The 25349-nt window shown below is 70.0% G+C and carries 19 protein-coding genes; 8 read left to right on the top strand and 11 right to left on the bottom strand.

Translation table 11 applies throughout. From position 1 onward, the window contains the following. Positions 1 to 74 precede the first annotated feature (74 nt). Positions 75 to 1067, bottom strand: a complete 993-nt coding sequence (locus RH864_RS11740) for a 3-hydroxyacyl-CoA dehydrogenase (protein ID WP_310517743.1) — start codon at positions 1065 to 1067, stop codon at positions 75 to 77. Next, positions 1064 to 1996, bottom strand: a complete 933-nt coding sequence (locus RH864_RS11735) for a dihydrodipicolinate synthase family protein (protein ID WP_310517742.1) — start codon at positions 1994 to 1996, stop codon at positions 1064 to 1066. The genes RH864_RS11740 and RH864_RS11735 overlap by 4 nt, the downstream gene beginning before the upstream one ends. A 169-nt stretch (positions 1997 to 2165) precedes the next feature. Here RH864_RS11735 and RH864_RS11730 point away from each other — a divergent pair, with 169 nt between their 5' ends. Further along, positions 2166 to 2960: an IclR family transcriptional regulator domain-containing protein gene (locus tag RH864_RS11730; protein WP_310517741.1), complete on the top strand. Its 795-nt coding sequence runs from the start codon at positions 2166 to 2168 to the stop codon at positions 2958 to 2960. On the opposite strand, the gene RH864_RS11725 is transcribed toward RH864_RS11730, so the two are convergent. Together RH864_RS11725 and RH864_RS11720 are read right to left on the bottom strand one after the other, a co-directional pair. Further along, positions 2957 to 4582, bottom strand: a complete 1626-nt coding sequence (locus RH864_RS11725) for a DUF885 family protein (protein WP_310517740.1) — start codon at positions 4580 to 4582, stop codon at positions 2957 to 2959. The two genes, RH864_RS11730 and RH864_RS11725, sit on opposite strands and share 4 nt — an antisense overlap. Positions 4583 to 4636: 54 nt before the next feature. Beyond that, positions 4637 to 6145 carry an NAD-dependent succinate-semialdehyde dehydrogenase gene (locus RH864_RS11720; RefSeq protein ID WP_310517739.1) on the bottom strand — a complete coding sequence of 503 codons (1509 nt, stop codon included), beginning with the start codon at positions 6143 to 6145 and terminating at the stop codon, positions 4637 to 4639. A gap of 164 nt (positions 6146 to 6309) precedes the next feature. Between RH864_RS11720 and RH864_RS11715 the strand changes: the two genes are divergently transcribed. Continuing rightward, on the top strand, positions 6310 to 7464 hold the full coding sequence (locus RH864_RS11715) for an NAD(P)/FAD-dependent oxidoreductase (RefSeq protein ID WP_310517738.1): 1155 nt from the start codon (positions 6310 to 6312) through the stop codon (positions 7462 to 7464). 45 nt (positions 7465 to 7509) lie between these two features. On the opposite strand, the gene RH864_RS11710 is transcribed toward RH864_RS11715, so the two are convergent. After that, the gene (locus RH864_RS11710) at positions 7510 to 8595 is read right to left on the bottom strand and encodes an NADH:flavin oxidoreductase/NADH oxidase (RefSeq protein ID WP_310517737.1); all 1086 of its coding nucleotides are present in this window, start codon (positions 8593 to 8595) and stop codon (positions 7510 to 7512) included. Positions 8596 to 8789: 194 nt separating this feature from the next. Between RH864_RS11710 and RH864_RS11705 the strand changes: the two genes are divergently transcribed. The 3 genes from RH864_RS11705 to RH864_RS11695 are packed head-to-tail and all read left to right on the top strand — an operon-like array spanning position 8790 to position 11424. Next, positions 8790 to 9539 carry a 3-oxoacid CoA-transferase subunit A gene (locus tag RH864_RS11705; protein ID WP_310517736.1) on the top strand — a complete coding sequence of 250 codons (750 nt, stop codon included), beginning with the start codon at positions 8790 to 8792 and terminating at the stop codon, positions 9537 to 9539. After that, positions 9539 to 10255, top strand: coding sequence for a 3-oxoacid CoA-transferase subunit B (locus tag RH864_RS11700; RefSeq protein ID WP_310517811.1), 717 nt, complete (start codon positions 9539 to 9541; stop codon positions 10253 to 10255). The genes RH864_RS11705 and RH864_RS11700 overlap by 1 nt, the downstream gene beginning before the upstream one ends. Next, entirely contained in the window at positions 10252 to 11424 is a 1173-nt protein-coding gene (locus RH864_RS11695; protein ID WP_310517735.1) for a thiolase family protein, read from the top strand. Before RH864_RS11700 ends, RH864_RS11695 begins: the two co-directional genes overlap by 4 nt. A gap of 61 nt (positions 11425 to 11485) precedes the next feature. Here the strand turns inward: RH864_RS11695 and treZ are convergent, their stop codons facing one another. From treZ to RH864_RS11670, 5 genes are all read right to left on the bottom strand, one after another. Then, positions 11486 to 13288 (bottom strand): malto-oligosyltrehalose trehalohydrolase, encoded by a 1803-nt coding sequence (gene treZ, locus RH864_RS11690; RefSeq protein ID WP_310517734.1) that lies wholly within the window; start codon positions 13286 to 13288, stop codon positions 11486 to 11488. Between the two features lie 19 nt (positions 13289 to 13307). Further along, complete coding sequence (gene treY, locus RH864_RS11685) at positions 13308 to 15677, bottom strand: malto-oligosyltrehalose synthase (protein WP_310517733.1); 2370 nt, start codon at positions 15675 to 15677, stop codon at positions 13308 to 13310. After that, positions 15674 to 17899 carry a glycogen debranching protein GlgX gene (glgX, locus tag RH864_RS11680; RefSeq protein ID WP_310517732.1) on the bottom strand — a complete coding sequence of 742 codons (2226 nt, stop codon included), beginning with the start codon at positions 17897 to 17899 and terminating at the stop codon, positions 15674 to 15676. Before glgX ends, treY begins: the two co-directional genes overlap by 4 nt. 155 nt (positions 17900 to 18054) lie before the next feature. Then, complete coding sequence (gene pgm, locus RH864_RS11675; protein ID WP_310517731.1) at positions 18055 to 19680, bottom strand: phosphoglucomutase (alpha-D-glucose-1,6-bisphosphate-dependent); 1626 nt, start codon at positions 19678 to 19680, stop codon at positions 18055 to 18057. 131 nt (positions 19681 to 19811) lie between these two features. Beyond that, the gene (locus tag RH864_RS11670; RefSeq protein ID WP_310517730.1) at positions 19812 to 21104 is read right to left on the bottom strand and encodes a DUF445 domain-containing protein; all 1293 of its coding nucleotides are present in this window, start codon (positions 21102 to 21104) and stop codon (positions 19812 to 19814) included. A 91-nt stretch (positions 21105 to 21195) separates the two neighbouring features. Between RH864_RS11670 and pheA the strand changes: the two genes are divergently transcribed. Next, entirely contained in the window at positions 21196 to 22161 is a 966-nt protein-coding gene (gene pheA, locus RH864_RS11665; protein ID WP_310517729.1) for a prephenate dehydratase, read from the top strand. A 4-nt stretch (positions 22162 to 22165) separates the two neighbouring features. On the opposite strand, the gene RH864_RS11660 is transcribed toward pheA, so the two are convergent. Further along, positions 22166 to 23191, bottom strand: a complete 1026-nt coding sequence (locus RH864_RS11660) for a diacylglycerol/lipid kinase family protein (protein ID WP_310517728.1) — start codon at positions 23189 to 23191, stop codon at positions 22166 to 22168. Between the two features lie 66 nt (positions 23192 to 23257). On the opposite strand from RH864_RS11660, the gene serS reads away from it, so the two are divergent. After that, positions 23258 to 24523: a serine--tRNA ligase gene (gene serS, locus RH864_RS11655; RefSeq protein WP_310517727.1), complete on the top strand. Its 1266-nt coding sequence runs from the start codon at positions 23258 to 23260 to the stop codon at positions 24521 to 24523. Between the two features lie 11 nt (positions 24524 to 24534). Continuing rightward, entirely contained in the window at positions 24535 to 25341 is an 807-nt protein-coding gene (locus tag RH864_RS11650; RefSeq protein ID WP_310517726.1) for an HAD family hydrolase, read from the top strand. Positions 25342 to 25349 lie beyond the last annotated feature (8 nt).

Genomic DNA, 25349 nt, shown 5'->3' with positions numbered 1-25349 from the left:
CGCTGGGCGGAGAACGCGAACGAGGCGGCGGGCCGGATCGGCCCGCCGCCTCGATCGTCCCGCTCCGCCGTCGGTCAGGCGTCCGCGGGGACGGCCGGCAGTTCGCCGCGCCGCCGCATCACCTCGAGGGCGATGAGTCCGCTCTCGCGCCGCAGCACGTTCTCATCCCAGTCCTCATCGGGAAGGATTCTCTGCATCTCGGCGACGATGTGCGCCACGGTCTCGGGCGACCAGGGGTCGGCCGCACCGCGGTCGCGTCCGATCCGGGCATACACCGAACCGATCGACTCCGCGTGCCGTGCGGTGCCGCCGCGCGTGTTGAGCTCGCTCGTGGCGAACGGTCCGGTGATGGACCAGCGTCGACCGAGCCCCTCCCGCACGATGAGGTCGATCTCGCTCGGGGAGACGACGCCGTCGCGAACGAGGAAGTAGGCCTCGCGCAGCAGAGCGCCCTGCAGCCGGTTGAAGACGAAGCCCTCGAGTTCGGCTCGGACGACGACCGGCTTCATCGCGACCGAGCGCAGGAGCTCGACCGTGGTCTCGATGGCCTCGGGGGTCGTCGCCGCTGACGGGACGACCTCCGCGACGTGCATGAGATAGGGCGGATTCGCCGGGTGCACCACGAGACAGCGTCTGCGGCCCGGCAGCCCCTCGGTGAAGCGCGAACTCGGGATGGTCGAGGTCGAGCTCGCCAGGACGGCGGCCGGCGGTGCGAGTCGGTCGAGCGTCGCGAAGAGGTCTCGCTTGACGTCGATCGACTCCGACACGTTCTCCTGGACGTATCCGACGCCCTCGAGCACGAGTTCGAGCTGATCGTGCAGTTCGGTCCGGGCGATGATCGCCGCGGGCGCCTCGTCGAGGAGACCGGCCTCGTCGAGCTTGCTCAGTCGAGCGCCCATCGCCTCCGGGAACCCGGCGAGCATGGCCGGATCCCGGTCGTACACGCGCACGGTACGCCCGGCACCAGCGAACACGATGGCCCAGCCGACGCCGATGGTGCCGGCCCCGATCAGCGCGATCGGGGCATCATCAGGCTCCGGGGCTGGCTCCGAGGTCTGGGGGATCACAGGCCGAGCTGCTTGGCGAGGGCGGTGACCTCGTCCATGATCGGGACGATTGCCGCCACGCGCTGCTCGCCCTCCTCGCCGAGCTGTGCGAACGACGTCAACGGCGGGCGTACCGTGCCGACCGGGTATCCGGCGCGGGCCGCCAGCTCCTTGGAGTATGCCTGGTGGCCGTACGTCGGGTGGCCCTCGGCGATGATGTGGTCGAGCTTCTCGATGAGTCGCTGGACGAAGCGCGCCTCGTCGATGCGACCCGCCGCCGCCAGCTCGGCGATGCCGGCCGAGGCGCGGGGGATGTAGTTGCCGTACGGGTTGACGTAGCCGATCGCGCCGAGCAGGTAGGAGTCGACGACGCGCTCGCCCGCGTACACGTTCATGAGGCCGTCGCTGGCCTCGATGACGTCGCGCACCCGGGCGATGTCCTGGCTCGACTCCTTGATGTACCGGACGTTGTCGAAGGCCTTGGCCATGCGTGCGACGAGGACCGCACTCATGTCGACGTTCGAGGTCACCGGGTTGTTGTAGAGCATGATCGGGACCTGGACGGCCTCGCTGATCGCCTGGAAGTGCCGGAAGATCTCGTCGTCGGTCGGCGTGTAGTAGAACGGCGGCAGGATCATGAGGCCGTCGGCGCCGAGCTCTTCGGCCTCGACGCTGCGTCGCACGGCTTCCTTGGTGCTCGCGGCCATCGAACCCGCGAGGACGGGGATGCGGCCGTCGATGTGGCGCACCGTGGTCTCGATGATCTCGCGGCGCTCGTCGTCGGAGACCGCCACGAACTCGCCCGTCGTCCCGAGCATGATGACGCCGGGCACGCCCTCGGCGAGCTGCCAGTCGAGGAAGCGCTTCAGCGCCGGGACATCGACCGCCGATCCGTCCGGCGTGAACGGGGTGACGGCCACGGTGTAGCTACCGCGAAACTGGAGCGCCATTTGTTCCTCTCTGCGCACGTTCGTGCGACTAATGAACACAAGTAAATCATATTCCCCGGAATCTGGGGTCGGGCCAGGAGATTGATGGACCCGAGTTTTCCGCGATGCGGACAGATGGGCGGGAGCCTGCGTGTGCTAATTTTCAGCAAACACGTAGAGGGGATGCGCAGTGGGCGACGAACAGGAAGGTCCGGCCGAGGGTAACGGGGGAAACCCGGACTTCGTCCAATCCCTGGAGCGGGGGCTCCGGGTGATCAAGGCCTTCGCCGGACGCCGCGACCGGCTGTCCATGGCCGAGGTCGCGAGAGCGACCAATCAGTCCCGAGCGGCGACGCGGCGATTCCTGCTCACGCTCGAATCGCTCGGCTACCTCGGTGTCGAGGACAAGCGGTACTACCTCCGGCCCCGTGTACTCGAGCTCGGGTACGCGTACCTCACGTCCTCGAGTGCCGTCGAGATCACTCAGGACTACCTCGAGGAGCTGAGCAAAGAACTGCGTGAGTCGTGCTCGGCCGTCGCCTATGACCGCGGCGAGGTCGTGTATGTCGCGCGAGCGGCGGCCGACCGCATCATGACGGTGAACATCCGGATCGGCCGCCGGCTCCCGGCGTTCGCGACCTCCACCGGGCGCGTGCTTCTCTCCGGCATGACCGATGAACAGCTCGACGACTTCTTCAGGACGTACCCGCGCGAACCCTTGACCAGCCGCACTGTGACGGACGAGACCGAGCTGCGCCGCATCATCGACGAGGTGCGCGAACAGGGCTGGGCGAGCATCGACGAAGAGTTCGAGCTCGGCGTGCGGTCTGTGGCCGCCCCCCTCCGCGACGCCGAAGGTCGCATGTGGGCGGCGGCCAACATCTCGGTGCCGGCGTCCCGGGCGAGCATCAAAGATCTCGAAACGCGCTTTCTGCCCCGCCTCCTCGAGACGACGGAGCAGATCGCGCGCGACGTCAACCGCTAAGCGGCGTCGAGTTGGTCGACGGCCGACCGGTCGCCGAGCAGCTCCCAGCGCTGCAGGGAATACGGCACGTTGCCGTTCTCCCAGACGTAGTCGTGGAACGCCCTCAGCGAGAAGTCCTCGCCCTGGCGGACCACCGCGTCGGTCAGGAGCGCGAGCAACTGCATCTTGCCGACGTGGTACGACATGGCGAGCCCGGGCACCGCGAGGTACATCGCTGACTCGTTGGTTGCCGTCTCATCGTCCATTGGCACGAGCCGGGTGAAGTGATCGACCGCCTGTTCGAGCGTGAACGCACCGGTTGCGAGATTCACATCGGCGACGACCCGGAGGCTGCGAAGGCGGTTGAAGTTGTGCACCACGGGCTCGGAGGCCGGGTGGTCCGCGAACAGTCCGGCGAGCAGCATGAGCTCCTCGTTGTAAAACGCGATGCCCTCGTTGGCCACCGAGTCGTAGTACCGGCGACGGATCGGGTTCGGGTTCGCCCAGGACAGCGCGAGCTGCTTGTAGTGCGCACCCTCGTGGATGATTCCGAGCCGCGGGTCCATGGCGTTCGCCACGTAGAAGTACGGCAGGTCCGCCGACGGCTCGGGGCAGTACGAGACGCCGTCCTGGTCCAGTCGGGCGTCCGACGTGAGGTCGTCGGTCACCGCGAGCGTCGCCAGCGGTGCAAGATATGCCGGCATCGGCGCGATGTGGTAGCGCTTGAGCGTCTCCGGCTGGCTGAGAATCCCCTCACGCTCGGAGAACTCACGCACCTGGAGCTCCTGGGCCGCCTGGCCGGCGACCTGTTCCTCGGCGGTCGAGTATGAGATGCTCCGGCCGGCATCGCGCCAGCGATTCGAGCTCACGAGCTCCGACATCACGGCGCGGCGGTAGTCCTGCTCGGCCGCGCGAACGAGCTCCTCGGGGGTCTCGGGAATCAGTGCGACGTTGCGCAGGAACCAGACGAACGCCTCTCGGCCGACGGGCGTGCTCTCCGCCATGAGCGGGATCGCGGCTTCCAAGCGAGCACCGAACGCGGCGAGCGCGGCGGCGGCCTGGGGGGCTGCGGCACGCAGCTCGGTCATGGTCTCTTCGCTCACCACGCCGTCGAGTCCCTCGACCGAGGCGAGGAACCGCGCATCGATGTCGTCGAGGAACCGCACGGCGACTCGTGCGAGCGCGGCGACGCCCGCGCGCTCCAGGTGAGACCACGCGAGGTTGAGGCGCTCAGGGATCGACCGGCACACGATGACGAGGCCGGCCTGGCGCTCCGCGGCGAAGGGCGGTAGCTGGACCAGCAGATCGAACCATGGCCCGAGCACCTGGCCGGTGAGGAAGACGGCGTTCTTCTCCCAGTTTCGGAGCGTGTCGGTCTCCCAGAGCACACGGTTGATGGCCGAGCCGATCAGCCGATGATCGACCTGCGCCGGGACGGGCAGGTCGGCGACGTCGAGCGCCGCCCAGCGACCGCGGAAGTCCTCGACGCGCACGCGCCGGTCCTCGATCGACTCGACGCTAAAGTCGGGCAGCCACTCGGGCGCGTGGTCGAGGCGGGGGATGTCGTCACTCGTCCAGAAGCTCGTCTCGATTCTCCACGTCCAGAATTCGTCGGCCAGGGTCCGCAGGGCGGCATCGGTCATCAGGATCTCTCGCTTTCCGTTAAGCTGAGGGTATCAGTTCGCACAGTTGTGCGTTCAGCGAACATCATCGGCAAACGCGCCCTCCTCGTCCACCGTCAGTGCGATGTACTTCGGCTCGAGGAAGTCCATCAAGGCCTCATGGCCGCCCTCGCGGCCGAGACCCGACGACTTGATCCCGCCGAACGGGGCGGACGGTTCGGCCATGATGCCGCGGTTGACGCCGACCATGCCGAACTCGAGTCGTTCCGCGAGCGTGACCGCGCGGGACATGTCACGCGTGAACACGTACGCAGCGAGCCCGTACGTCGTGTCGTTCGCCACTTCGAGCGCCTCGCGGGCTGAGCCGATACGGTAGATCGCCGCGACCGGTCCGAAGATCTCCTCGTTGCACCACTCGTGGTCGGCGCGGTCGAAGGCGAGCACGGTCGGCTCGAAGAAGTACCCCTCGCCGGCCGCTGCAGCCCCGCCGGTGAGGAGTTCGGCGTATCCCGACTCCTGGAAGTTCTGGACGAGCCCGGCGACCCGGTCGCGCTGCGCCGCCGAGATCATCGGACCGACCGCGTTTGAGGGGTCGAACCCGTCGCCCATCGACAGTGCGCGCGCCCCGGCGACGAACTTCGCGGTGAACTCGTCCGCGACGCCCTCGTGCACGATGATGCGGTTGGCGGCGACGCAGGCCTGGCCGGCATTGCGGAACTTGCACACCAGTGCCTGCTCGACCGCGAGATCGACGTCGGCATCGTCGAGCACGATGAACGGTCCGTCGCCGCCGAGTTCCATCGAGCTGTTGGTGATGTTCGCCGCGGCCTGGGCGAGCAAGATCGACCCGACCTGCGTCGATCCGGTGAAGCTCACCTTGCGCAGGCGCCGGTCGGCGAGGAGCGGGGCCGTCACCGCGGCGGAGTCGTTGCTGTGCACGAGGTTCACGACACCCGGCGGGAAACCCGCGTCCTCGAGCGTCTTCACGAAGAGCGCCGCAGTGAACGGCGTCTCCTTGGCCGACTTCAGCACGACGGTGCACCCGGCCGCGAGCGCGGCGCCGCCCTTCCGCGCGTTCATGAGCATCGGGAAGTTCCACGGCGTGATCAGCAGGGTTGGGCCGACGGGCTGGAGGGTGGTGATCACCCGGAATCCGCCGTTGCCCGCGGGCGCGTAACTCCCGTGCATGTGGGCGATCTGCTCGGCGAACCACTGGAAGAAGCCCAGCGAGAGTGCGAACTCACCCGCCGACTCGCTGCGTGGCTTCCCGCTCTCGAGCGTCATGACGTCGGCGAACGCCTCGGCCCGTTCAGTGAGCAGGCGGTGCGCCGAGTGGAAGAGGTCGGCCCGCGCGCGCGGCGACATGGCCGACCACGACTCACGTGCGGCGACCGCGGCATCGAGTGCGCGCATCGCATCTTCGGGTCGCGCATCGGCGACGGTGCCGAGGCTCGTTCCGGTCGCGGGGTTCACGACGTCGACGGCCGTCGCCGTCGGCTCCCATCGCCCGCCGATATAAAGGCCGGTGGGGATCTCGTGACCGCGCAGCGAGAGCGTCGGTGTGGTCGCAGTGGCGTGGGTCATCGGAAGCTCTGCTTTCTCGTATGGGGAGCCGGTCCCGGCCTCGGTCCATTATCCGCTTGACGCACGAGAGTGCGAGAAGCGAATATTCAGCAGAATAGACTCCCAGCGGGCCTCAGCACTGATCGCGGGTCCGCACGCACCCGCGCGACCTGGTTGGAGAAGCTGTGGCACAGAGGCATGCTGACGTCGTGATCGTCGGAGGCGGCATCACCGGATGTGCCACGGCGTACCATCTCGCCGGAGCAGACGCCGACGTGCTCCTCGTCGCCGCCGGCGACCTCAACATCGACGCATCCGGGCGCAATGCCGGGAGCCTGCACGGGCAGATCCAGCACCCGTCGTTCCGGGAGTTCGGTGAGGGGTGGGCGCGCAACTTCCTGCCGGCGCTCGCCATGCTCGATGAGTCGCTCGCGCTCTGGGACGGACTCTCCGATGAGCTCGGCATCGATCTCGAGGTCAGCCGCAACGGTGGTCTGCTCATCGGGGAGACCGACGAACAGATGGCCGCCATCGCGCGAAAGGTCGCCATCGAGCAGGAGGCCGGATACCCGTCGCGAATCCTCGATCGGGCCGAGCTCGCCGAGATCGCGCCGTGGGTCGCGCCGGACATGGCCGGCGCAGCGTTCATGCCGACCGAGGGCAAAGCCAATCCGCTGCTCGCCGCGCACGCCTTCGCGCGTGCGGCCGCGAAACGCGGCGCCCGATTCGCGCTCGGCACGCCCGTCAGCCGGCTGAGCCGGACCGATGACGGGTATGAGCTCCAGGTCGGGGCGGACGTGATCCGGGCGGGCTCGCTCGTGCTCGCCGCAGGCGACGGACTCCCGGAACTCGGCGCGCAGCTCGGGCTGGACATCCCCGTCACGGCCGAGCCCGTGCAGGTGAGCGTCACGCAGTCGGTGGAGCCCATCGTGAAGCACCTCGTCTACTACGCGGGCGACAAGCTCACGCTCAAGCAGTCGAAATCCGGTTCACTGCTGATCGGCGGCGGCTGGCCCGCACGGCAGAACGCCCAGGGCGAGTGGGTCGTGGACCCCGACTCCCTGCGATCCAATCTCCGCGTCGCGCTGCGCGTTGCGCCGGCCATCGGGTCGGCGCAGATCCTGCGCTCGTGGGCGGGCATCGGCAATGCGACACCTGACCTGGTTCCGCTCCTCGGCGGTTACCCCGGGCACGACCGGATGTTCGTGGGCATGTATCCGCACATGGGGTTCACCGCGGGGCCGCTCATGGGGCGCATCCTCGCCGATCTCGTGCTCGGAACCGCCTCGGACCGTGACCTGCGACCGTTCGACCCGACGCGCTTCGCGCAGCCGGCCTGATCCGGCGTGACGCGGCCGGCGCCGCGCGCCCGCCGAGCCGCAGCGTCAGGCATACGCGCGTCGGTGGGGCGGGGCGCACAACTCGCGGATGAAGGACTCGTCGACCTCGAGTTCGCGCGCGAATCGCAGCGGTGTGTGCGGGTCGCGGAGGAACTCGCGCCCGAGCAGCACGGCGTCGGCCTGGCCGGTCTCGACGATGGCCTGCGCCTGCCTGGCGTCGGTGATCAAGCCGACCGCCGCGGTCGGGATCCCGGTCCGAGCGCGGAGCTCACTGGCGAACTCGACCTGATACCCGGGACCGACGGGAATCGGCGCGAGCACATTGCCGCCGGTGGACACGTCGATGAGGTCGGCACCGGCCGCCCGGACCAAGTCGGCCGCGGCGATCGTCTGCTCGAGGTCCCAGCCCCCCGAGGGCACCCAATCGGTCGCCGAGAACCGGACGAGGACCGGGATCGCGACCCGCTCACGAACGCGCCGCACGACTTCGACCGTGAGGCGGACCCGGTGCTCGAACGATCCGCCCCACCGATCCTCGCGGTGGTTGGAGAGCGGTGAGAGGAACTGATGGAGCAGGTAGCCGTGCGCGGCGTGCACCTCGACCACGTCGAACCCGGCGCGCTCGGCGCGGACCGCGGCGTCGGCGAACTGTTCGATCACCTCGAGGATCTCTGATTCGGTAAGGGCACGGGGTGCCGCGAGGTCGCCGAACGCGATCGGTGAGGGTCCGACGGTCTCCCAGCCGCCGCCGGCGGCCGGGACGGTGCCGCGGCGTTCGGAGCCCCACAGCGGGAAGGTCGAGGCTTTCCGGCCGGCGTGCGCGAGCTGGATGCCCGCGACCGCGCCCTGCGCCCTGATGTGCCGGACGATTCGGGCCCACTCCTGTTCCTGACGGTCGTTCCAGAGACCGGTGTCGCGCGGGCTGATCCGGCCATCGGGCCTGATCGCGGTCGCTTCGGCGATCACGAGGCCTGCGCCGCCGGCGGCCATGCTGCCCAGGTGGGAGAGCTGCCAATCGCCCGGCACCCCGTCCTCGTCGAGCACGGAGTACTGGCACATGGGTGAGACCCAGATGCGGTTCCTCGCCGTGGTCGACCCGATGGTGATGGGGGAGAAGAGCGAGGGCGGCATGCGACACCTTTCGAATGGAGAGCCGGTCAAGTGTTCGCTGGGCGAACGAGTGTAGGGCGTGTCCATTAAGTATCGAGCATCCATCCGCAGAAATTCCTGCTTGCCGGCGGGGGCATGCCGGGCGCGCCCGGCAGAGTAAGGCTAGTATGGGCGCTGTGCGAATGTAAGTTCGTCAAGCGAACGAGGAGTGAGTGGTGATCGACAAGTCGGTGCCCAGTGCCGAAGCGGCGGTCGCCGACGTCGTCGACGGGGCAACGGTCATGGTCGGCGGGTTCGGGCGAGCCGGTCAGCCGATCGAGCTCATCGACGCGCTCGTCGAACGCGGTGCGAGCGGGCTCACGATCGTCAGCAACAACGCCGGCGGGGGCGAAGAAGGCCTGGCGCGCCTGGTCGCCGAGGGGCGCGTCGCCAAGGTGATCTGTTCCTTCCCGCGTCAGCACGACTCCTGGATCTTCGACCGTGCCTACCGGGCGGGTGAGCTCGAACTCGAACTGGTGCCGCAGGGCAATCTCGCCGAGCGGATCCGGGCCGCCGGTGCCGGCATCGGCGCGTTCTACACGCCGACCGGAGTCGGCACGAAGCTCGGCGAGGGGAAAGAGCGACGGACGATCGCCGGCCGCGACTACGTGCTCGAGTTCCCGATCCATGCCGACGTCGCGCTCGTCAGCGGATTCAAGGCGGATCGCTGGGGCAACGTGGTGTACCGGAAGACCGCGCGGAACTTCGGCCCAATCATGGCCACCGCAGCCCGAACCTCGATCGTGCAGGTCGACGAGGTCGTCGAGCTCGGAGGTCTCGACCCCGAGTCCGTCCACACCCCGGGGATCTTCGTGGACCGGATCGTGGCGGTCGGTTCCCGCCTGTGGTTGCACGATGGCGACTTCATCGGCGGAGTGGACGTCACAGGGCAGCCATCGGAGCCCCGTGAAGGAGAGGGTGCATGATGACCGCACGCATCAGCCGCGACGACCTCGCCCGGCGGATCGCCGCCGACATCCCGGAGGGCGCATACGTGAACCTGGGCATCGGAGCTCCGACGCTCGTCGCCGACCATCTCCCTCGCGGGGTCGAGATCGTCATGCACACCGAGAACGGCTTGCTCGGCATGGGTTCCGCTCCCGATCCGTCGGCGATCGACCCCGACCTCATCAATGCGGGCAAACAGCCGGTCACCGAGGTCGCCGGCGCCGCGTACTTCCATCACGCCGACTCCTTCGCGATGATGCGCGGCGGCCACATCGACTTCTGCGTGCTGGGTGCCTACCAGGTCTCGCAGACGGGTGACCTCGCGAACTGGTCGACGGGAGACCCCGATGCGATCCCCGCCGTCGGTGGCGCAATGGATCTCGCGATCGGCGCCAAGCAGGTCTATGTCATGACGGACCTGTTCACGAAGCAGGGTGAGTCGAAGCTCGTCGAGCGCTGCAGCTACCCCCTCACCGGGGTGGGCTGCGTGACCCGCGTGTACACCGACCATGCGGTCTTCGACCTGACATCCGCGGGGTTCCGCGTGCGCGAGTTCTTCGCGGGGAACACCGTCGCCGAGCTCGAGGCGCGGACCGGACTGGTCCTCACCGCACCCGGCGACGCGGCCGTCGCCGCGCCCGACGACGCGGCCGAGACGTCGGAGCCCCCTGCACGATTCGAGGTCGCCAGATGAGCGGAAGCTTCATCTTCGACGCCGTGCGCACGCCGTTCGGCCGGAGCGGCGGCGCGCTCGCCGGCGTACGCCCCGACGACCTGGCGGCAACCGTCATGGCGGCGACGGTCGAACGCAGCGGCGTCGACCCGGCGCGCATCGATGACGTCGTGTTCGGGGACGCCAACCAGGCCGGCGAGGACAACCGGAACGTCGCCAGGTTTGGTGCGCTTCTCGCAGGATTCCCGACGACCGTGACCGGGGTCACCGTGAACCGGCTCTGCGGATCCTCGATCGAAGCCGTGATCCAGGGCTCACGCGCGATCGAGAGCGGCGATGCCGACCTGATCCTCGCCGGCGGCGTGGAATCCATGAGCCGTGCGCCGTATGTCGTGGAGAAATCCGGCAAGCCGTGGCCTTCGGTCGGCAATCAGACGCTGTGGAACACAGCGATCGGCTGGCGGATGACGAATCCGGCGCTTCGCCCCGAGTGGACCATCTCGAACGGTGAATCCGCCGAGCGGCTCGCCGAGATGTACCACATCAGCCGCGAGGACCAGGATCGTTTCGCGTTGCGCAGTCACCGGCTCGCAGCCGAGGCCTGGGCCGCCGGCGTGTACGACCAGGAGATCGTTCAAGTCGACGGGCATCCGCTCGAGCGTGACGAGGGCATCCGCGATGGCACCACGCTGGAGAAGCTCGGCGCTCTCAGAGCGCTCTTCGCGCGCGAGGGCACGGTCACCGCCGGGAACTCCTCGTCCATCAACGACGGCGCATCCGCGGTCCTGCTCGGAACGGAGGGCGCACTCGACGCCGAGCCGCTCGCGCGGATCGCCGGACGCGCTGCATTCGGCAACAATCCGGATGTCTTCGGTGTGGCGCCGGTCGAAGCGGCGAACCGGGCGCTCCGGCAGGCGGGCCGCACCTGGCAGGAGGTCGACCTCGTCGAGCTGAACGAGGCGTTCGCGTCGCAGAGCCTCGCGTGCGTCCGGCTCTGGCCCGATCTCGACCCCGAGCAGATGAACGTGCACGGCGGCGCGATCGCTATCGGGCATCCGCTGGGGGCGTCCGGCGGCCGGATCATCGGCCATGCGGCGCACGAGCTGGTTCGCCGCGGCGGTGGGGTTGCGGTCGTCGCGCTCTGCATCGGCGTCGGACAGGGATTGGCCGTCGTCCTCGAGCGGCGGTGAGTGTGCGACCTTGCTGCCCGCGAGAAGCCGCCGAGATCGCACATTCGGCGCCGATGGACGCTCAGCGGGTGGGAAGCGCGGACACGGCCGCGGAGGTATCGAGCGCCACGACCGTGCGCGCCGGCAGCACGAGCGCCTCGGCCTCGGCGGGCAGCGCGGTCGCGGCGCCGTGCTCGGTCAGCACGCCCGAGTGCAGGAGCACCCGGCCGCGGAGCGCGGTCGCGGCGCCCGCCGGGCCGAGGTTCACCGCGATCGCGATCGCACCCCGGTGCACCACGACCGTGCGCGCCGCCTCGTCCACGTCGACGCGCGTGCCGCCGAGATACGGGTCGGTGAGCTCGGGCCGCGCCTTGCGCAGCGCGATCAGCGATCGGTACCACTCGAGCATGCGCGTGTGCGGCGAGCCGGCTGACGCGTCGCCCGCGTCGACGCCCGGGTACGGCTCGTTCCAGTCGAGCTTCGAACGCCGGAACGTCTCCGGGTCCTGCGGGTCGGGTACGACGGCGGGGTCCCATCCCATGCGCGCGAACTCGGCGATGCGGCCCTCGGCCGTCGCCGTCCCGAGCTCGGGCTCGGGATGCGACGTGAAGAACTGCCACGGCGTCGACGCGGACCACTCCTCGCCCATGAACAGCATGGGCGTGAACGGCGAGAGCAGCGTGAGCGCGGCGGCGATCGCGAGGCCGCCTTCGTCGACGGATGCCCCGAGCCGGTCGCCGATCGCCCGGTTGCCGATCTGGTCGTGGTCCTGGTCGAAGACGACGAGGCGCCAGGCGGGAGTGCGTTCGAGGTCGAGCGGCCGGCCGTGCTCGCGGCCGCGGAACGTCGACGTCGTGCGGGCGTGGAAGAACCCGCGCTCGAACACGGCGCGGAGCGCCGCGAGCGGCGCGAAGTCCTCGTAGTAGCCGGCCGTCTCGCCCGAGACCGCGACGTGCACCGCGTGGTGGAAGTCGTCGCTCCACTGCGCCGTGATGCCGTAGCCGTGCGCGTCGCGCGATCGGATCAGCTTCGGGTCGTTCAGGTCGCTCTCGGCGATGAGCGTGAGCGGGCGGCCGACGTGCGCGGAGAGCGCGTCGACGCGTTCGGCGAGCTCCTCGAGCAGGTGCACCGCGCGGTGGTCGACGAGCGCGTGCACCGCGTCGAGTCGCAGCCCGTCGACGTGGTGGTCGCGCAGCCACATGAGTGCGTTCTCGATGATGTACTCGCGCACCTCGTCCGAGTCCTCGCCGTCGAGGTTCATCGACGACCCCCACGTGTTCGCCCGGCCCTCGTGCAGGTACGGCCCGAACTCGGGCAGGTGATTGCCGCTCGGGCCGAGGTGGTTGTAGACCACGTCCTGGATCACCGCGAGCCCGCGCCCGTGGCATGCGTCGACGAAGCGCTGATACCCGGCCGGGCCGCCGTACGACTCCTGCACGGCGTACCAGAGCACGCCGTCGTAGCCCCAGTTCCACTCGCCGTTGAAGGCGTTCACCGGGAGCACCTCGACGAAGTCGACGCCGAGCTCGACGAGATGATCGAGTCGCTCGATCGCGGCGTCGAACGTTCCCTCGGGCGTGAACGTGCCGATGTGCAGCTCGTAGATCACGCCGCCGGCGAGCTGGCGGCCCGTCCACGCGCCGTCCTGCCAGTCGTAGGCCGCCGGGTCGAACACGCGGGAGAGTCCGTGCACGCCGTTGGGCTGCCATCGCGACCTCGGGTCGGGCCGCGGCGTGTCCGCGTCGTCGATGAGATAGCCGTAGTCGCGGCCCTCGGCGGACGTCGCCCACCAGCCTCCGGGCTCTTCGGCGAGCGGATGCCTCGCGCCGTCGAGCTGCAGCGTCATGCGCGTCGCCCGGGGTGCCCACACGCGGAACTCGGTCATGCCCGGTCTCCCTCTGAGCTCATGCCTTGCCCTCCACCTCGACGAGCAGCGCGACCGGGTACCGGTCGAGCACGTCCGCGAGCCGCAGCTCGCCGCCCTGATGATGCCGGCCCGTGAGCACGTCGATGACGGGCGCGCTGCCCACGTCGACGACGGTGTCGCCCCAGCCGCCGCGTGCGGCGAGCCCGATCGGCAGCCGGGTCGCGAGCGCGATCGCCCCACCGCGGTCGAAGGCCACGAGATGCCCGGCCGCGTCACCGGATGCCGCGAGCGGCATATAGTCGCTGAACAGGTCCGGGCGGTCACGGCGGAGGCGCAGCGCACGGCTCGTCACGAGCAACTTCGCCGCGCCGTCGGCATCGATGGGCGGCAGCGCGCCGGCATCGAGCTCGGCGAGCATGCGGCGCCGCAGCCCGAAGTCGACGGGGCGACGATTGTCGGGGTCGACGAGCGACTGTTCCCACAGCTCGCTGCCCTGGTAGACGTCGGGCACGCCGGGCGCGGTCAGCTGGATGAGCTTGGCCGAGAGCGAGTTCGACCAGCCGGGCCCCTCGAGCAGCGCGACGGCGCGCGCCACGAGCGCGCCGACGCGCTCGTCGTCGAACACCGCATCGACCGCGGCGTGCATGCGTGCCTCGAAGGCCCGGTCGGGCTCGGTCCAGGTCGTCGAGTTCCCGGCCTCGCGCGCCGCCTTCTCGGCGTAGGCGTGCAGGCGTTCGCGGCTCGCGGGCCAGGCGCCGACGACGGCCTGCCAGAGCAGGTGCTCGAAGGGCCCGTCGCCGAGCGGTGCGAGCTCGCGCAGCTCCCCGAGCATCGCCGTCCACTCGGCCGGGACCTCCGCGATGGCGTCGATGCGCGCCCGCACGTCCTCGCCGCGTTTGGTGTCGTGGGTCGACAGCGTGGTCATCGACCGTGGCATCCGCTCGAATCGCTCGCGCTGCCGCGCGTGGAACTCCGCCGTCGGGATCGCGAACTCGGACGGATCGCCGCCCACCTCGGTGAGGCTCGTGAGCCGCGTGTACCGGTAGAACGCGGTGTCCTCCACGCCCTTCGCCATGACCATGCCGCTGGTCTGCTGGAACCGGATCGCGGCCGGATGCGCCGGGTCGGAGAGGATCGGGAGCAGCCGCTCGACCACGGGGGCCAGCTCGGGCCGGTGTGCGATCGTGCGCTCGGCGGCCTCGTGCAGATGCTCGACCCCGAACGGCAGGTACGACCGGTAGACGGGGAACCACGCGAGCAGCTCGGCGACCGCGTCGGCGACCGCCCCGGGCGCGTCGGTGGCGTCGGTGGCGTCGGTGGCGTCGACGAGCATGCGGTCGAGCCGCAGGACCTCGGAGCGCAGGATGCCGTCGGCGATCGCGCGCTTGGTGCCGTGGATCATGGCCGCCCAGTCGGCCGTGCCGCCGCGCAGCTCCGCGTCGAGCTCGGTGAGCCGTCGCTCGCCCGCGGGGTCCACGAGCACGCGGTCGACGTCGGCGAGCGCGTCGTACCCGGTCGTGCCCTCGGTCGCCCATTCTGCGGGCATGCGCTCGTCGCCCTCGAGGATCTTCTCCACGAGCACGTATGCGCCGCGCGTCTCCTCGGCGAGCCGCGCGAGATAGCCGCCGGGGTCGAGCAGCCCGTCGGGGTGGTCGATCCTGAGTCCGTCGACGAGGCCGTCGCGCAGCCAGCGCAGGACTTCGACGTGGCTCTCGTCGAAGACCCACGGCAGCTCGACGCGGATCGCGGCGAGCGTGTTCACGGCGAAGAACCGCCGGTAGTTGAGGTCGTGGTCGGCGCGGCGCCAGTCGATCAGCTCATAGTGCTGGCGGTCGTGCACGGCGGCGGGGTCGTCGCCCGCGTGCGCGGTTCCGGATGCCACGGGGAAGCGGTGATCGAAATACCGCAGCTCGAACTCGCCGCCCCCCGAGCCGTCGGCTCCGGCCGCGTCGGACACCGGGACGAGGCGCAGCTCGGCGACGTCGTCGGCGCTGCCGAGCACGGGCAGCCGAAGCCGGCCCTCGCCGAACTCCCAGTCGATGTCGAACGCCTCGGCGTATCGCGAGGCGCGGCCGTTCGCGAGCACGTCCCACCACCAGGCCATCGCGGCCGGCGTGGCGACCCCGACATGGTTCGGCACGAGGTCGGCGAGCACCCCCATGCCGAGGTCGTGGGCGGCGCGCGAGGCCGCGTCGAGCCCGTCGCGACCGCCGCGAGCGGGGTCGACGCGCGAGTGGTCGACCACGTCGTAGCCGTGGTCGGAGCCGGGCTCGGCCTCGAGCAGCGGCGACAGGTAGAGCCAGTCGGCGCCGAGATCGTGCAGGTAGTCGGCGATCCCGGCGACCGCGTGCAGGTCGAACGACGCCCGCACCTGAATCCGGTACGTCGAGACGGGTGCGGCGCTCATTGGACCGGGTGCGTCGTCGTGCCGGTCGTGGGCTCGGTGTGCGGGGTGCGCTCGGCCAGCGACGCCGCGACCGAGTGGTCGGGCTCGACGTCTGGCTCACGATGCGCGCGAAGCACTATGAGCGAGCGGCCCTCGAGCTCGATCGTCTCGCCGGCGTTCTTCGGCCCGGAGTCGGCGGTGCGGCCGGCCGTGTCGATGATGACGTCCCACATCTGCTGCGTGCGCTTGGGCACGGTGAACGGGGTGGGCTCGGGCTCGGCGTTGAAGAAGAGCAGGAAGTCCACGTCGGTGATGGGCTCCCCGCGACTGTCCCGCTGCCGGATGCCGTCGCCGTTCAGGTAGATGCCGACCGCGCGTCCCAGCGGTGCATCCCAGTCCTTCGCCCGCATGGGGGTTCCGCCCGGCCGCAGCCAGACGATGTCCGGCAGCGGCTCGTCGACGTTCTCGGGGCTCTCGGCACCTTCCTCGACCTCGACCGGCCGACCGTCGAAGAACCGCGTCCGCCGGAAGCTCGGGTGATCGTGGCGGAGCTGAGCGACCGCCGCGGTGAACTCGATGAGCGGGCGGTCGGCGTCGTCCCAGTGCACCCAGCTCAGCTCGCTGTCCTGCGCGTAGGTGTTGTTGTTGCCCCGCTGGGTGCGGCCGAGCTCGTCGCCGTGCAGCAGCATCGGCACCCCCTGCGAGAGCAGCAGCGTCGCGATGAAGTTGCGCTGCTGCCGCGCACGCAGCTGCAGCACCTCGGGGTCGTCGGTCTCGCCCTCGACGCCCGAGTTCCAGGAGCGGTTGTGCGATTCGCCGTCGTGGTTGTCCTCGCCGTTGGCCTCGTTGTGCTTCTCGTTGTACGACACGAGGTCGCGGAGCGTGAAACCATCATGGGCGGTCACGAAGTTGATCGAGGCGACGGGCCAGCGGCCGTCGTTCTCGTAGAGGTCGGCCGAACCGGTGATCCGCGCGGCGAACTCGCCGAGGGTCGACGGCTCACCCCGCCAGAAATCGCGCACCACGTCGCGATACTTGCCGTTCCATTCCGTCCACTGCGGCGGGAAGTTCCCCACCTGGTAGCCGCCCGGGCCGATGTCCCACGGCTCGGCGATGAGCTTGACCTGGGACACCACCGGGTCCTGCTGCACGAGTTCGAAGAAGCTCGACAGCCGGTCGACGTCGTAGAACTCGCGCGCGAGCGTCGCGGCGAGGTCGAACCTGAACCCGTCCACGCGCATCTCGGTGACCCAGTAGCGCAGGCTGTCCATGATGAGCTGCAGCGAGTGCGGGCTGCGCACGTTGAGGGAGTTGCCGGTGCCCGTGTAGTCCGTGTAGTACCGCTTGTCGTTCTCCTCGAGCCGGTAGTACGCCTGATTGTCGATACCGCGGAACGCGATCGTCGGGCCGAGGTGGTTGCCCTCCGCGGTGTGGTTGTAGACGACGTCGAGGATGACCTCGATGCCGGCCTCGTGCATGGCGCGCACCATGCTCTTGAACTCCTGCACCTGCTGGCCGAGCTCACCGGTCGAGGCGTACTCGTTGTGCGGCGCGAAGAAGCCGATGGTGTTGTAGCCCCAGTAGTTGCGCAGGCCCTTCTCGAGCAGGGTCGAGTCCTGCACGAACTGGTGCACGGGCATGAGCTCGATCGCGGTCACGCCGAGCTTCCTGAGGTGGTCGATGATCGCCGGGTGGGCGAGGCCCGCGTAGGTGCCGCGCTGCTCCTCGGGGATGTCGGGGTGCAGCTCGGTGAGGCCCTTCACGTGCGCCTCGTAGATCACCGACGACGAGTACGGCGTGTTCGGGTGCCGGTCGCCCGCCCAGTCGAAGAACGGGTTGATCACCACCGAGTGCATGACGTGCGCGGCCGAGTCGTCGTCGTTGCGCGAGTCAGGATCGCCGAAGTCGTACCCGAACAGCGACTGGTCCCACTCGAAGGCGCCCGCCATCGCCTTGGCGTACGGGTCGAGCAGCACCTTGTTCGGGTTGTGACGCTGCCCCTTCGCCGGGTCGTACAGCCCGTGCACCCGGTAGCCGTACCGCTGCCCCGGCTGCACCTGCGGAAGGTACGCGTGCCACACGAACGCGTCCACATCCTGCAGCTCGACGCACGTCTCGGTGCCGTCCTCGGCGAACAGGCACAGCTCGACGCGCTCGGCCGACTCGCTGAAGATCGCGAAGTTCGTGCCGCTGCCGTCGAAGGTCGCGCCGAGGGGATACGCGGTGCCGGGCCAGGCTTCCATTGGGCTCCTTCAGGAACGCACGTGACGTGTGGGTGATGGAACTCATCATGCGTGGTCGGGATGACACGCCGGAGCGGGTTGCGTGAACTCCGGCGCCATGCCAAGGGCCGCAGGCCCGGCGCGGCTCGGCCAGCCGCGGCTCGGCCCGCCGCGGCTCAGCCGAGCGCGTCGCTGACGATCCGCTGCGCCTCGGCCTGCACCTCGGCGAGATGCTCGGGTCCGCGGAACGACTCGGCGTAGATCTTGTAGACGTCCTCGGTGCCGCTCGGCCGCGCCGCGAACCAGGCGTCCTCGGTCTGCACCTTCACGCCGCCGACGGCGGCGCCGTTGCCGGGCGCGTGCGAGAGCTTCGCGGTGATCGGCTCGCCCGCGAGCTCCGTCGCCGCGATCGCCTCCCCGTCGAGCTTGCCGAGGGTGGCCTTCTGCGCGGGGCTCGCCGGGGCATCCGTGCGCTCGTAGGCCGGGTCGCCGTAGCGCGCGACCAGCTCGCGGTAGAGCTCGGAGGGCGACTTGCCAGTGACCGCGCGGATCTCGGACGCGAGCAGGCACAGCAGGATGCCGTCCTTGTCCGTCGTCCAGACCGTGCCGTCGAACCGCAGGAACGACGCGCCCGCGCTCTCCTCGCCGCCGAAGCCGACCGACCCGTCGACGAGCCCGGGCACGAACCACTTGAACCCGACCGGCACCTCCCAGAGGTGACGGCCGAGGCCCTCGGCGACGCGGTCGATCATCGAGCTCGAGACGAGCGTCTTGCCGATCGCGGCGTCGGGCCGCCAGCCGTCGCGGTGCCCGAAGAGGTACTCGATCGCGACCGCGAGGTAGTGGTTGGGGTTCATCAGCCCGCCGTCGGGCGTGACGATCCCGTGCCGGTCGGCGTCGGCGTCGTTGCCCGTCAGGATGTCGAAGTCGCCCGCGTGCTCGAGCACCGACGCCATCGCGTTGGGGCTCGAGGGGTCCATGCGGATCTTGCCGTCCCAGTCGAGCGTCATGAACGACCAGGTCGGATCGACGCGCTCGTTGACCACGGTGAGGTCGAGACCGTACCGGTCGCGGATCGCGGCCCAGTAGTGCACCGACGCCCCGCCGAGCGGATCGGCCCCGATCTTCACGCCGGCCTCGCGGATGGCGTCGAAGTCGATGACGTTCGCGAGGTCGTCGACGTAGCGGCTGCGGAAGTCGTAGGTCTCCACTCCGCTCGGCTCGGCCTGGTTCACGCCGCGGAGCTCGTCGGCGATGAGCTCGTTGGCCCGGTTCGCGATCCAACCCGTCGCGTCCGAGTCGGCCGGGCCACCGTGCGGCGGGTTGTACTTGAAGCCGCCGTCCTGCGGCGGGTTGTGGCTCGGCGTGATCACGATGCCGTCGGCCTCGCCCTCGGCGCGACGCTCGGGGTCGGTGTTCCAGACCAGGATCGCGTGCGACAGCGCCGGCGTCGGCACGTAGTCGTCGAACTCGTCGACGAGCACGCGCACGCCGTTCGCGACGAGCACGTCGAGTGCCGTGGTCTGCGCGGGCGCCGAGAGCGCGTGCGTGTCGGAACCGATGAAGAGCGGGCCGGTGATGCCCTGCGACGCGCGGTACTCGCAGATCGCCTGCGTGATCGCGAGGATGTGGTGCTCGTTGAAGCTCGTCGTGAGCGACGAGCCGCGATGGCCCGACGTGCCGAACGCGACGCGCTGACCGGGCACCGACGGGTCGGGCTTCAGGTCGTAGTACGCCCGGACGAGCGCCTCCACGTCGATGAGGTCGGACTGGGTCGCCGGGGTTCCCGCTCGCTCGTGCATGAGGCCAGTCTGCCCGCCGTCCCGGCTCGCCTCCACCCCTTGCCATGCTCCGTCGGTCGAGTAGCGCCGACACCCGCCCCGTCGGTCGAGTAGCGCCGACACGAAGTGGCGACGCGTATCGAGACCCCGCCTCACCCGACCAGCGCGTGCAGCCCCGTCGCGACCGAGTAGATCGCGAGCCCCGCGAGCGCGCCGACCACGGTGCCGTTGATCCTGATGAACTGCAGGTCGCGGCCGACCTGGACCTCGATCTTCTCGGTCGCCTCGCGCGGATCCCAGCGCTCGACGGTCTCGCTGATGACGCCCGCGATGTCGTGCCGGTAGGTGCGCACGAGGTAGGCGGCGGCGTCCGTCATCCACGCGTCGGCCTTCGCCTGCAGCGCCGGATCGTCGGCGAGGCGTGCGCCCAGCTCGACGACGGCCTGGCTGAGACCGGTCCGCAGCGCGCTCGCCGGATCGCCGAGCGCGTCGTCGAGCGTCGCCTTCAAGGACGCCCAGGCCTCGGCGGCGAATTCGCGCACGCGCGGGCTCTCGAGCAGGTCGAGCTTGAGCGCCTCGACCCGCTGGATCATGGCCGGGTCGTGCTGCAGGCGGTCGGTCAGCTCGCGCAGGTACTGGTCGAGCGCGAGGCGAACCGGATGCTCCGGGTCGTCGCGCACGGCCCGGACGAAGCCGAGCGCCTCGCGGTGGGCGCGGTCGTCCACGAAACGGTCGACGAACCCCGGAAGCCACTTCGGCAGCCGGCCGGCCACGATGCGGCCGAGTACCTCGGGGTTCGACTCGAGCCACACCTCGGCCTGTTCCACGAACGCGTCGACGGCGTGCCGGTGCTGGCCGGCCGCGACGAGCTCCGACCCGAGCCGGCCGATCGTCGGCCCCCAGTCCGGCGCGAAGAGGTGGCGTCGCGCGAGCCGCTCGATGACCTCCTCGACATCCTCGTCGCCGAGCAGTGTCAGTGCCGCCCGGCCGGCGACGGCGGCCTCGTCGGTGAGCCGGTCGGCGTTCGCCGGCTCGCGCAGCCATTCGCCGAGCCGGCGTGCGACGCCCATCGAGCGCAGCTTGCCGAGCACCACATCGTCGGAGAGGAACTCGAGCTCGACGAACGCGCCGAGCGTCCGCCCGATCTCGTCCTTCCGGGTCGGGATGATGGCGGTGTGGGGGATCTTGAGGCCGAGCGGGTGCCTGAACAGCGCGGTCACGGCGAACCAGTCGGCGATGGCCCCGACCATGGCGCCCTCTGCGGCGGCGCGCACGTAGCCGAGCCACGCGAAGCGGTCCTGGAGCGCGAACGCGACCGCGAACACGACGGCCGCGAGCAGCAGCAGGCCGGTCGCGAGGCGTTTCATCCGCCGGAGCGCCGCGAGCCGCTCGGCGTCGGGAAGCCACGTACCCGCGGTGGGCTGCGTCCTGTCGAGCACGGTCATGCCGGACCTCCTTGCGCTGCTCCACGGTAACTCCGGCGCAGCGGGCGCTACGGTACCTCCACCATCGCTCGCGCTGGCTAGGCTTGCCAGCATGACGGATGCCGTGTCACGCCCCTCGGAGACCTACTCCTACCTCGGGCCGGCCGGCACCTTCACGGAGGCGGCGCTCAAGCAGGTCCCCGAGGCGGCGGGCAAGCCGTGGCGTTCGGTCAACAACGTCGGCGAGGCGCTCGCCGATGTCACGAGCGGGCGCAGCGTGGCCGCGATGATCGCCATCGAGAACTCGATCGAGGGCGGGGTCTCGGCGGCTCAGGATGCGCTCGCCACGGTGCCGGGCCTGCGTATCGTCGGCGAGGTCCTCGTGCCCGTGAACTTCGTACTCGTGGCGCGCCCCGGCACGACCCTCGCCGACGTGCGGGTCGTCAATGCGCACCCGGTCGCCTACGCCCAGTCGCGCGGATGGCTCGAGCGGAACCTGCCCGACCACGGGCACATCCCCGCGGCGAGCAATGTGCAGGCCGCGACCTCGCTCTTCGACGCGGACCGCGCCGCCGACGCGGCCGTCGCGCCGCCGGGCATCGTCGACCAGCTCGACGTCGACGTGCTCGCGACGGACATCGGCGACAACCCGAACGCGGTGACCCGGTTCGTTCTGGTGAGCCGTTCGCGTCGCATCCCCGAGCGCACCGGGGCCGACAAGACGAGCCTCATCGTCGAGCTGCCGGACGACGAGCCGGGCTCGCTGCTGGCCATGCTCGAACAGTTCTCGACGCGCGGCGTCAACATGTCCCTGCTGGAGTCGCGTCCCATCGGGGACGCGCTCGGCCGCTACCGGTTCGTCATCGACCTCGACGGACACGTCGAGGACGAGCGCGTGGCGGATGCCCTCCTCGGCCTTCGGCGGTTCAGCCCGCGCGTCATATTCCTGGGTTCGTATCCGAGCGCCGACCGGCGCGAGGTCGAGTACCACTCGAAGTACGACGACGAGATCTTCATCGAGGCACGCGACTGGCTGCGCGGCATCCTCACCGGCGAGCCCGACGAGACCGGCTCGTGATCGCTCAGAGCGGGGCGCGGACGATGAGCGCGTGCGGCTCGATGTGGAAGTTCGCCGCGACGATCGACCCGAACTCGTCGCCGTCGATCTCGAACTCCTGAGGCTCGCCCTCGATCGAGATCGCGACGCGCCGGCCGCGGCCGTACACCACCTCGCGCCGCCGGTTGCCGCCCGTGAGGTCGATGATCTGCCGGCCCATCGCCGACTTCCGGAGCACCCGGTTGTCGACCATGATCTTGCGCCAGACGAACAGCCAGCCGAGCGCGTTGCGGGGTTGCAGCACGATCACGTCGAGCTGCCCGTCGTCCAGCTCGGCGTCGGGGATGAGCTCGATGTTGCCGGGCAGGTACCCGAGGTTCGCCACGAGCAGGCTGCTCGCCTTCGGGCGGTGCAGCCGGCCGGAGTCGACGCGCCAGGTCGCCCGGAACGGGATCGACGCCGGCAGCGAACGGATCCCGGCATCGACGTAGGCGAGCCAGCCGACCCGCTTCTTCAGGTCGGGGTTGGTGTTCGCGATCATCGTGGCGTCGATGCCGATGCCGGCCATCACGAGCGAGGTGTGCGACTCCTGGCTGCCGTCGGGGCGCCGCACGTCGGCCACGAGCACGTCGACCTCCCGGTCGACGCCCGCGAACGCGAGCACGATCGCGTCGGCCTGGTCGTTCACGGGGATGTCGAGGTTGCGGGCGAACAGGTTGCCGGTGCCGAGCGGCACGAGCCCCATGGGGACGCCCGTGCCCTTGAGCCCCGCGGCGACCGAGCGGATCGTGCCGTCGCCGCCCGCGGCGACGACGAGGTCGACGCCCGCCTCGACCGCCTCGCGCGCCTGGCCGGTGCCCGGGTCTTCGACGGTCGTCTCGAGCCAGAGGCTTGGCGCGTAGTGCTGACGCTCCTCGGCCTGCGCGACCGCGGCGCGCAGCTCGTCGATGCCCTCTTTGCTGGGGTTCGCGATGATCGCCGCGCGCGGCTGATCCGTCACGGCCGGCGTCGCGCCCGTGGCATCCGTCATCTCACCCTCGTGGTCGCTCACGATCGCAACGGTACGGCATCGCGGCCCGCCGATCGCGGCCTTGCGGCCGCGGCTAGACTGACTCGGGTGATCGACCCCGTGCTGCTCCGCGAGAACCCCGACCTGGTCAAGCATTCACAAGAGCTGCGCGGCGAGTCCACCGCGCTCGTCGACGAGGCGGTCGAGGCGGATGCCTCGCGGCGCGCCGCCATCACCGCGTACGAATCGCTCAGGGCCGAGCAGAACGCGTTTGGCAAGCAGGTCGCCAAGGCGCCCAAAGACGAGAAGGCCGCGCTCGTCGCGCAGGCGCAGACGCTCGCCGCATCGGTGAAGGATGCGCATCAGCGCGCGAACGACGCCGAGACCGCGTTCACCGAGGCCGTGCAGCGACTCGGCAACGTCGTCATCGACGGGGTGCCGGCCGGAGGCGAAGACGACTACATAGTGCTGCGCGAGGTCGGTGAGATCCCCGCGTTCGGGTTCGAGCCGCGCGACCACCTCGAGATCGGCGAGCTGCTCGACGCGATCGACATGCAGCGCGGCGCGAAGGTGTCGGGCGCGCGCTTCCACTACCTCAAGGGCGTCGGCGCCCGGCTCGAGCTCGCGCTCATGAACCTCGCGCTCGACCGCGCGCTCGCCGAGGGCTTCACGCCGCTCATCACACCGACGCTCGTGCGGCCCGAGATCATGCAGGGCACCGGATTCCTCGGCGCGCACGCCGAAGAGATCTACTACCTGCCCGACGACGAGCTGTACCTCACCGGAACGAGCGAGGTCGCGCTCGCCGGGTACCACGCCGACGAGATCGTCGACGTGTCCAAGGGCCCGCTCCGCTACGCGGGCTGGTCGACCTGCTACCGCCGCGAGGCCGGCAGCCACGGGAAGGACACGCGCGGCATCATCCGCGTGCACCAGTTCAACAAGCTCGAGATGTTCAGCTACATCGACCCGGCCGACGCCGAGGCCGAGCACGAGCGCATGCTCGGCTGGCAGGAGGGCATGCTGCAGTCCCTCGGTCTCGCCTACCGCGTGATCGACACCGCGGCCGGCGACCTCGGCTCGAGCGCCGCACGCAAGTACGACGTCGAGGCGTGGGTGCCGACGCAGCAGGCCTACCGCGAGCTCACGTCGACGTCGAACTGCACGACGTTCCAGGCACGCCGGCTCGACATCCGGCACCGGGTCGAGGGCGGCAAGACGCAGCCGGTCGCGACGCTGAACGGCACGCTCGCGACGACGCGCTGGATCGTCGCGATCCTCGAGACGCACCAGCGGGAAGACGGATCGGTCGTGGTGCCCGAGGCACTCCGCCCCTACCTCGGCGGCCTCGAGGTGCTCGAGCCGGTCGCATGAGCGGAGGACGCGTGTCGAGACCCGACCCCTGGCTCGTCGCCCTCGACATCGACGGCACGGTCATGCACGAGGACGAGTCCATCGACCGTGCCGTCGTCGACGCCGTGGCATCCGTTCGCGATCGCGGCCATCTCGTGACGCTCGCCACCGGTCGCTCGTGGTCGACGACCGCGCCGGTGCTCGGGCAGTTGGGGCTCGACCCCGAGTTCGTCGTCTGTGCCAACGGCGCCATCACCATGGGGCGCGACGATTCCGAGCCGAGCGGGTACGCGCGCGTGCACGTCGAGACGTTCGACCCGACGCCCGTGCTCGAACGCATCCGCGGGTTCCTGCCGGCCGGCAAGTTCATGGTCGAGCTGCCCGACGGGTATCGCATGTACACCGAGGGCATGAGCGACTGGAACCTCGAGAACGCGCGCGAGGTGGCGTTCGAGGATCTGCTCGACCAGCGCGCGACGCGCGTCGTGGTCACGAGCCTCGAGCACGAGGTCGAGGAGTTCCTCGAGCTCGTGGACCGCATGGGCCTGCACCACGTCAGCTATGCGATCGGCTGGACCGCGTGGATGGACATCGCGCCCGAGGGCGTGAACAAGGCCACCGCGCTCGAGCGCGTGCGCGGCTGGCTCGATCAGCCGGCCGACCGCGTGATCGCCGTGGGCGACGGACGCAACGACATCGAGATGTTCACGTGGGCCGGCGCCACCGGGCGGGCCGTGGCGATGGGTCAGGCGCCAGACGAGGTGAAGGCCGCGGCGACCGAGGTGACCGGGAGCATCGATGAGGGCGGGCTCGCGGAGGTGCTGGGCACGCTGGGGTGATCGGGCGT

This window comes from Agromyces aerolatus (genome assembly GCF_031432255.1).
Classification (GTDB): domain Bacteria; phylum Actinomycetota; class Actinomycetes; order Actinomycetales; family Microbacteriaceae; genus Agromyces.
This window is presented reverse-complemented; position numbering and strand designations above follow the sequence as displayed.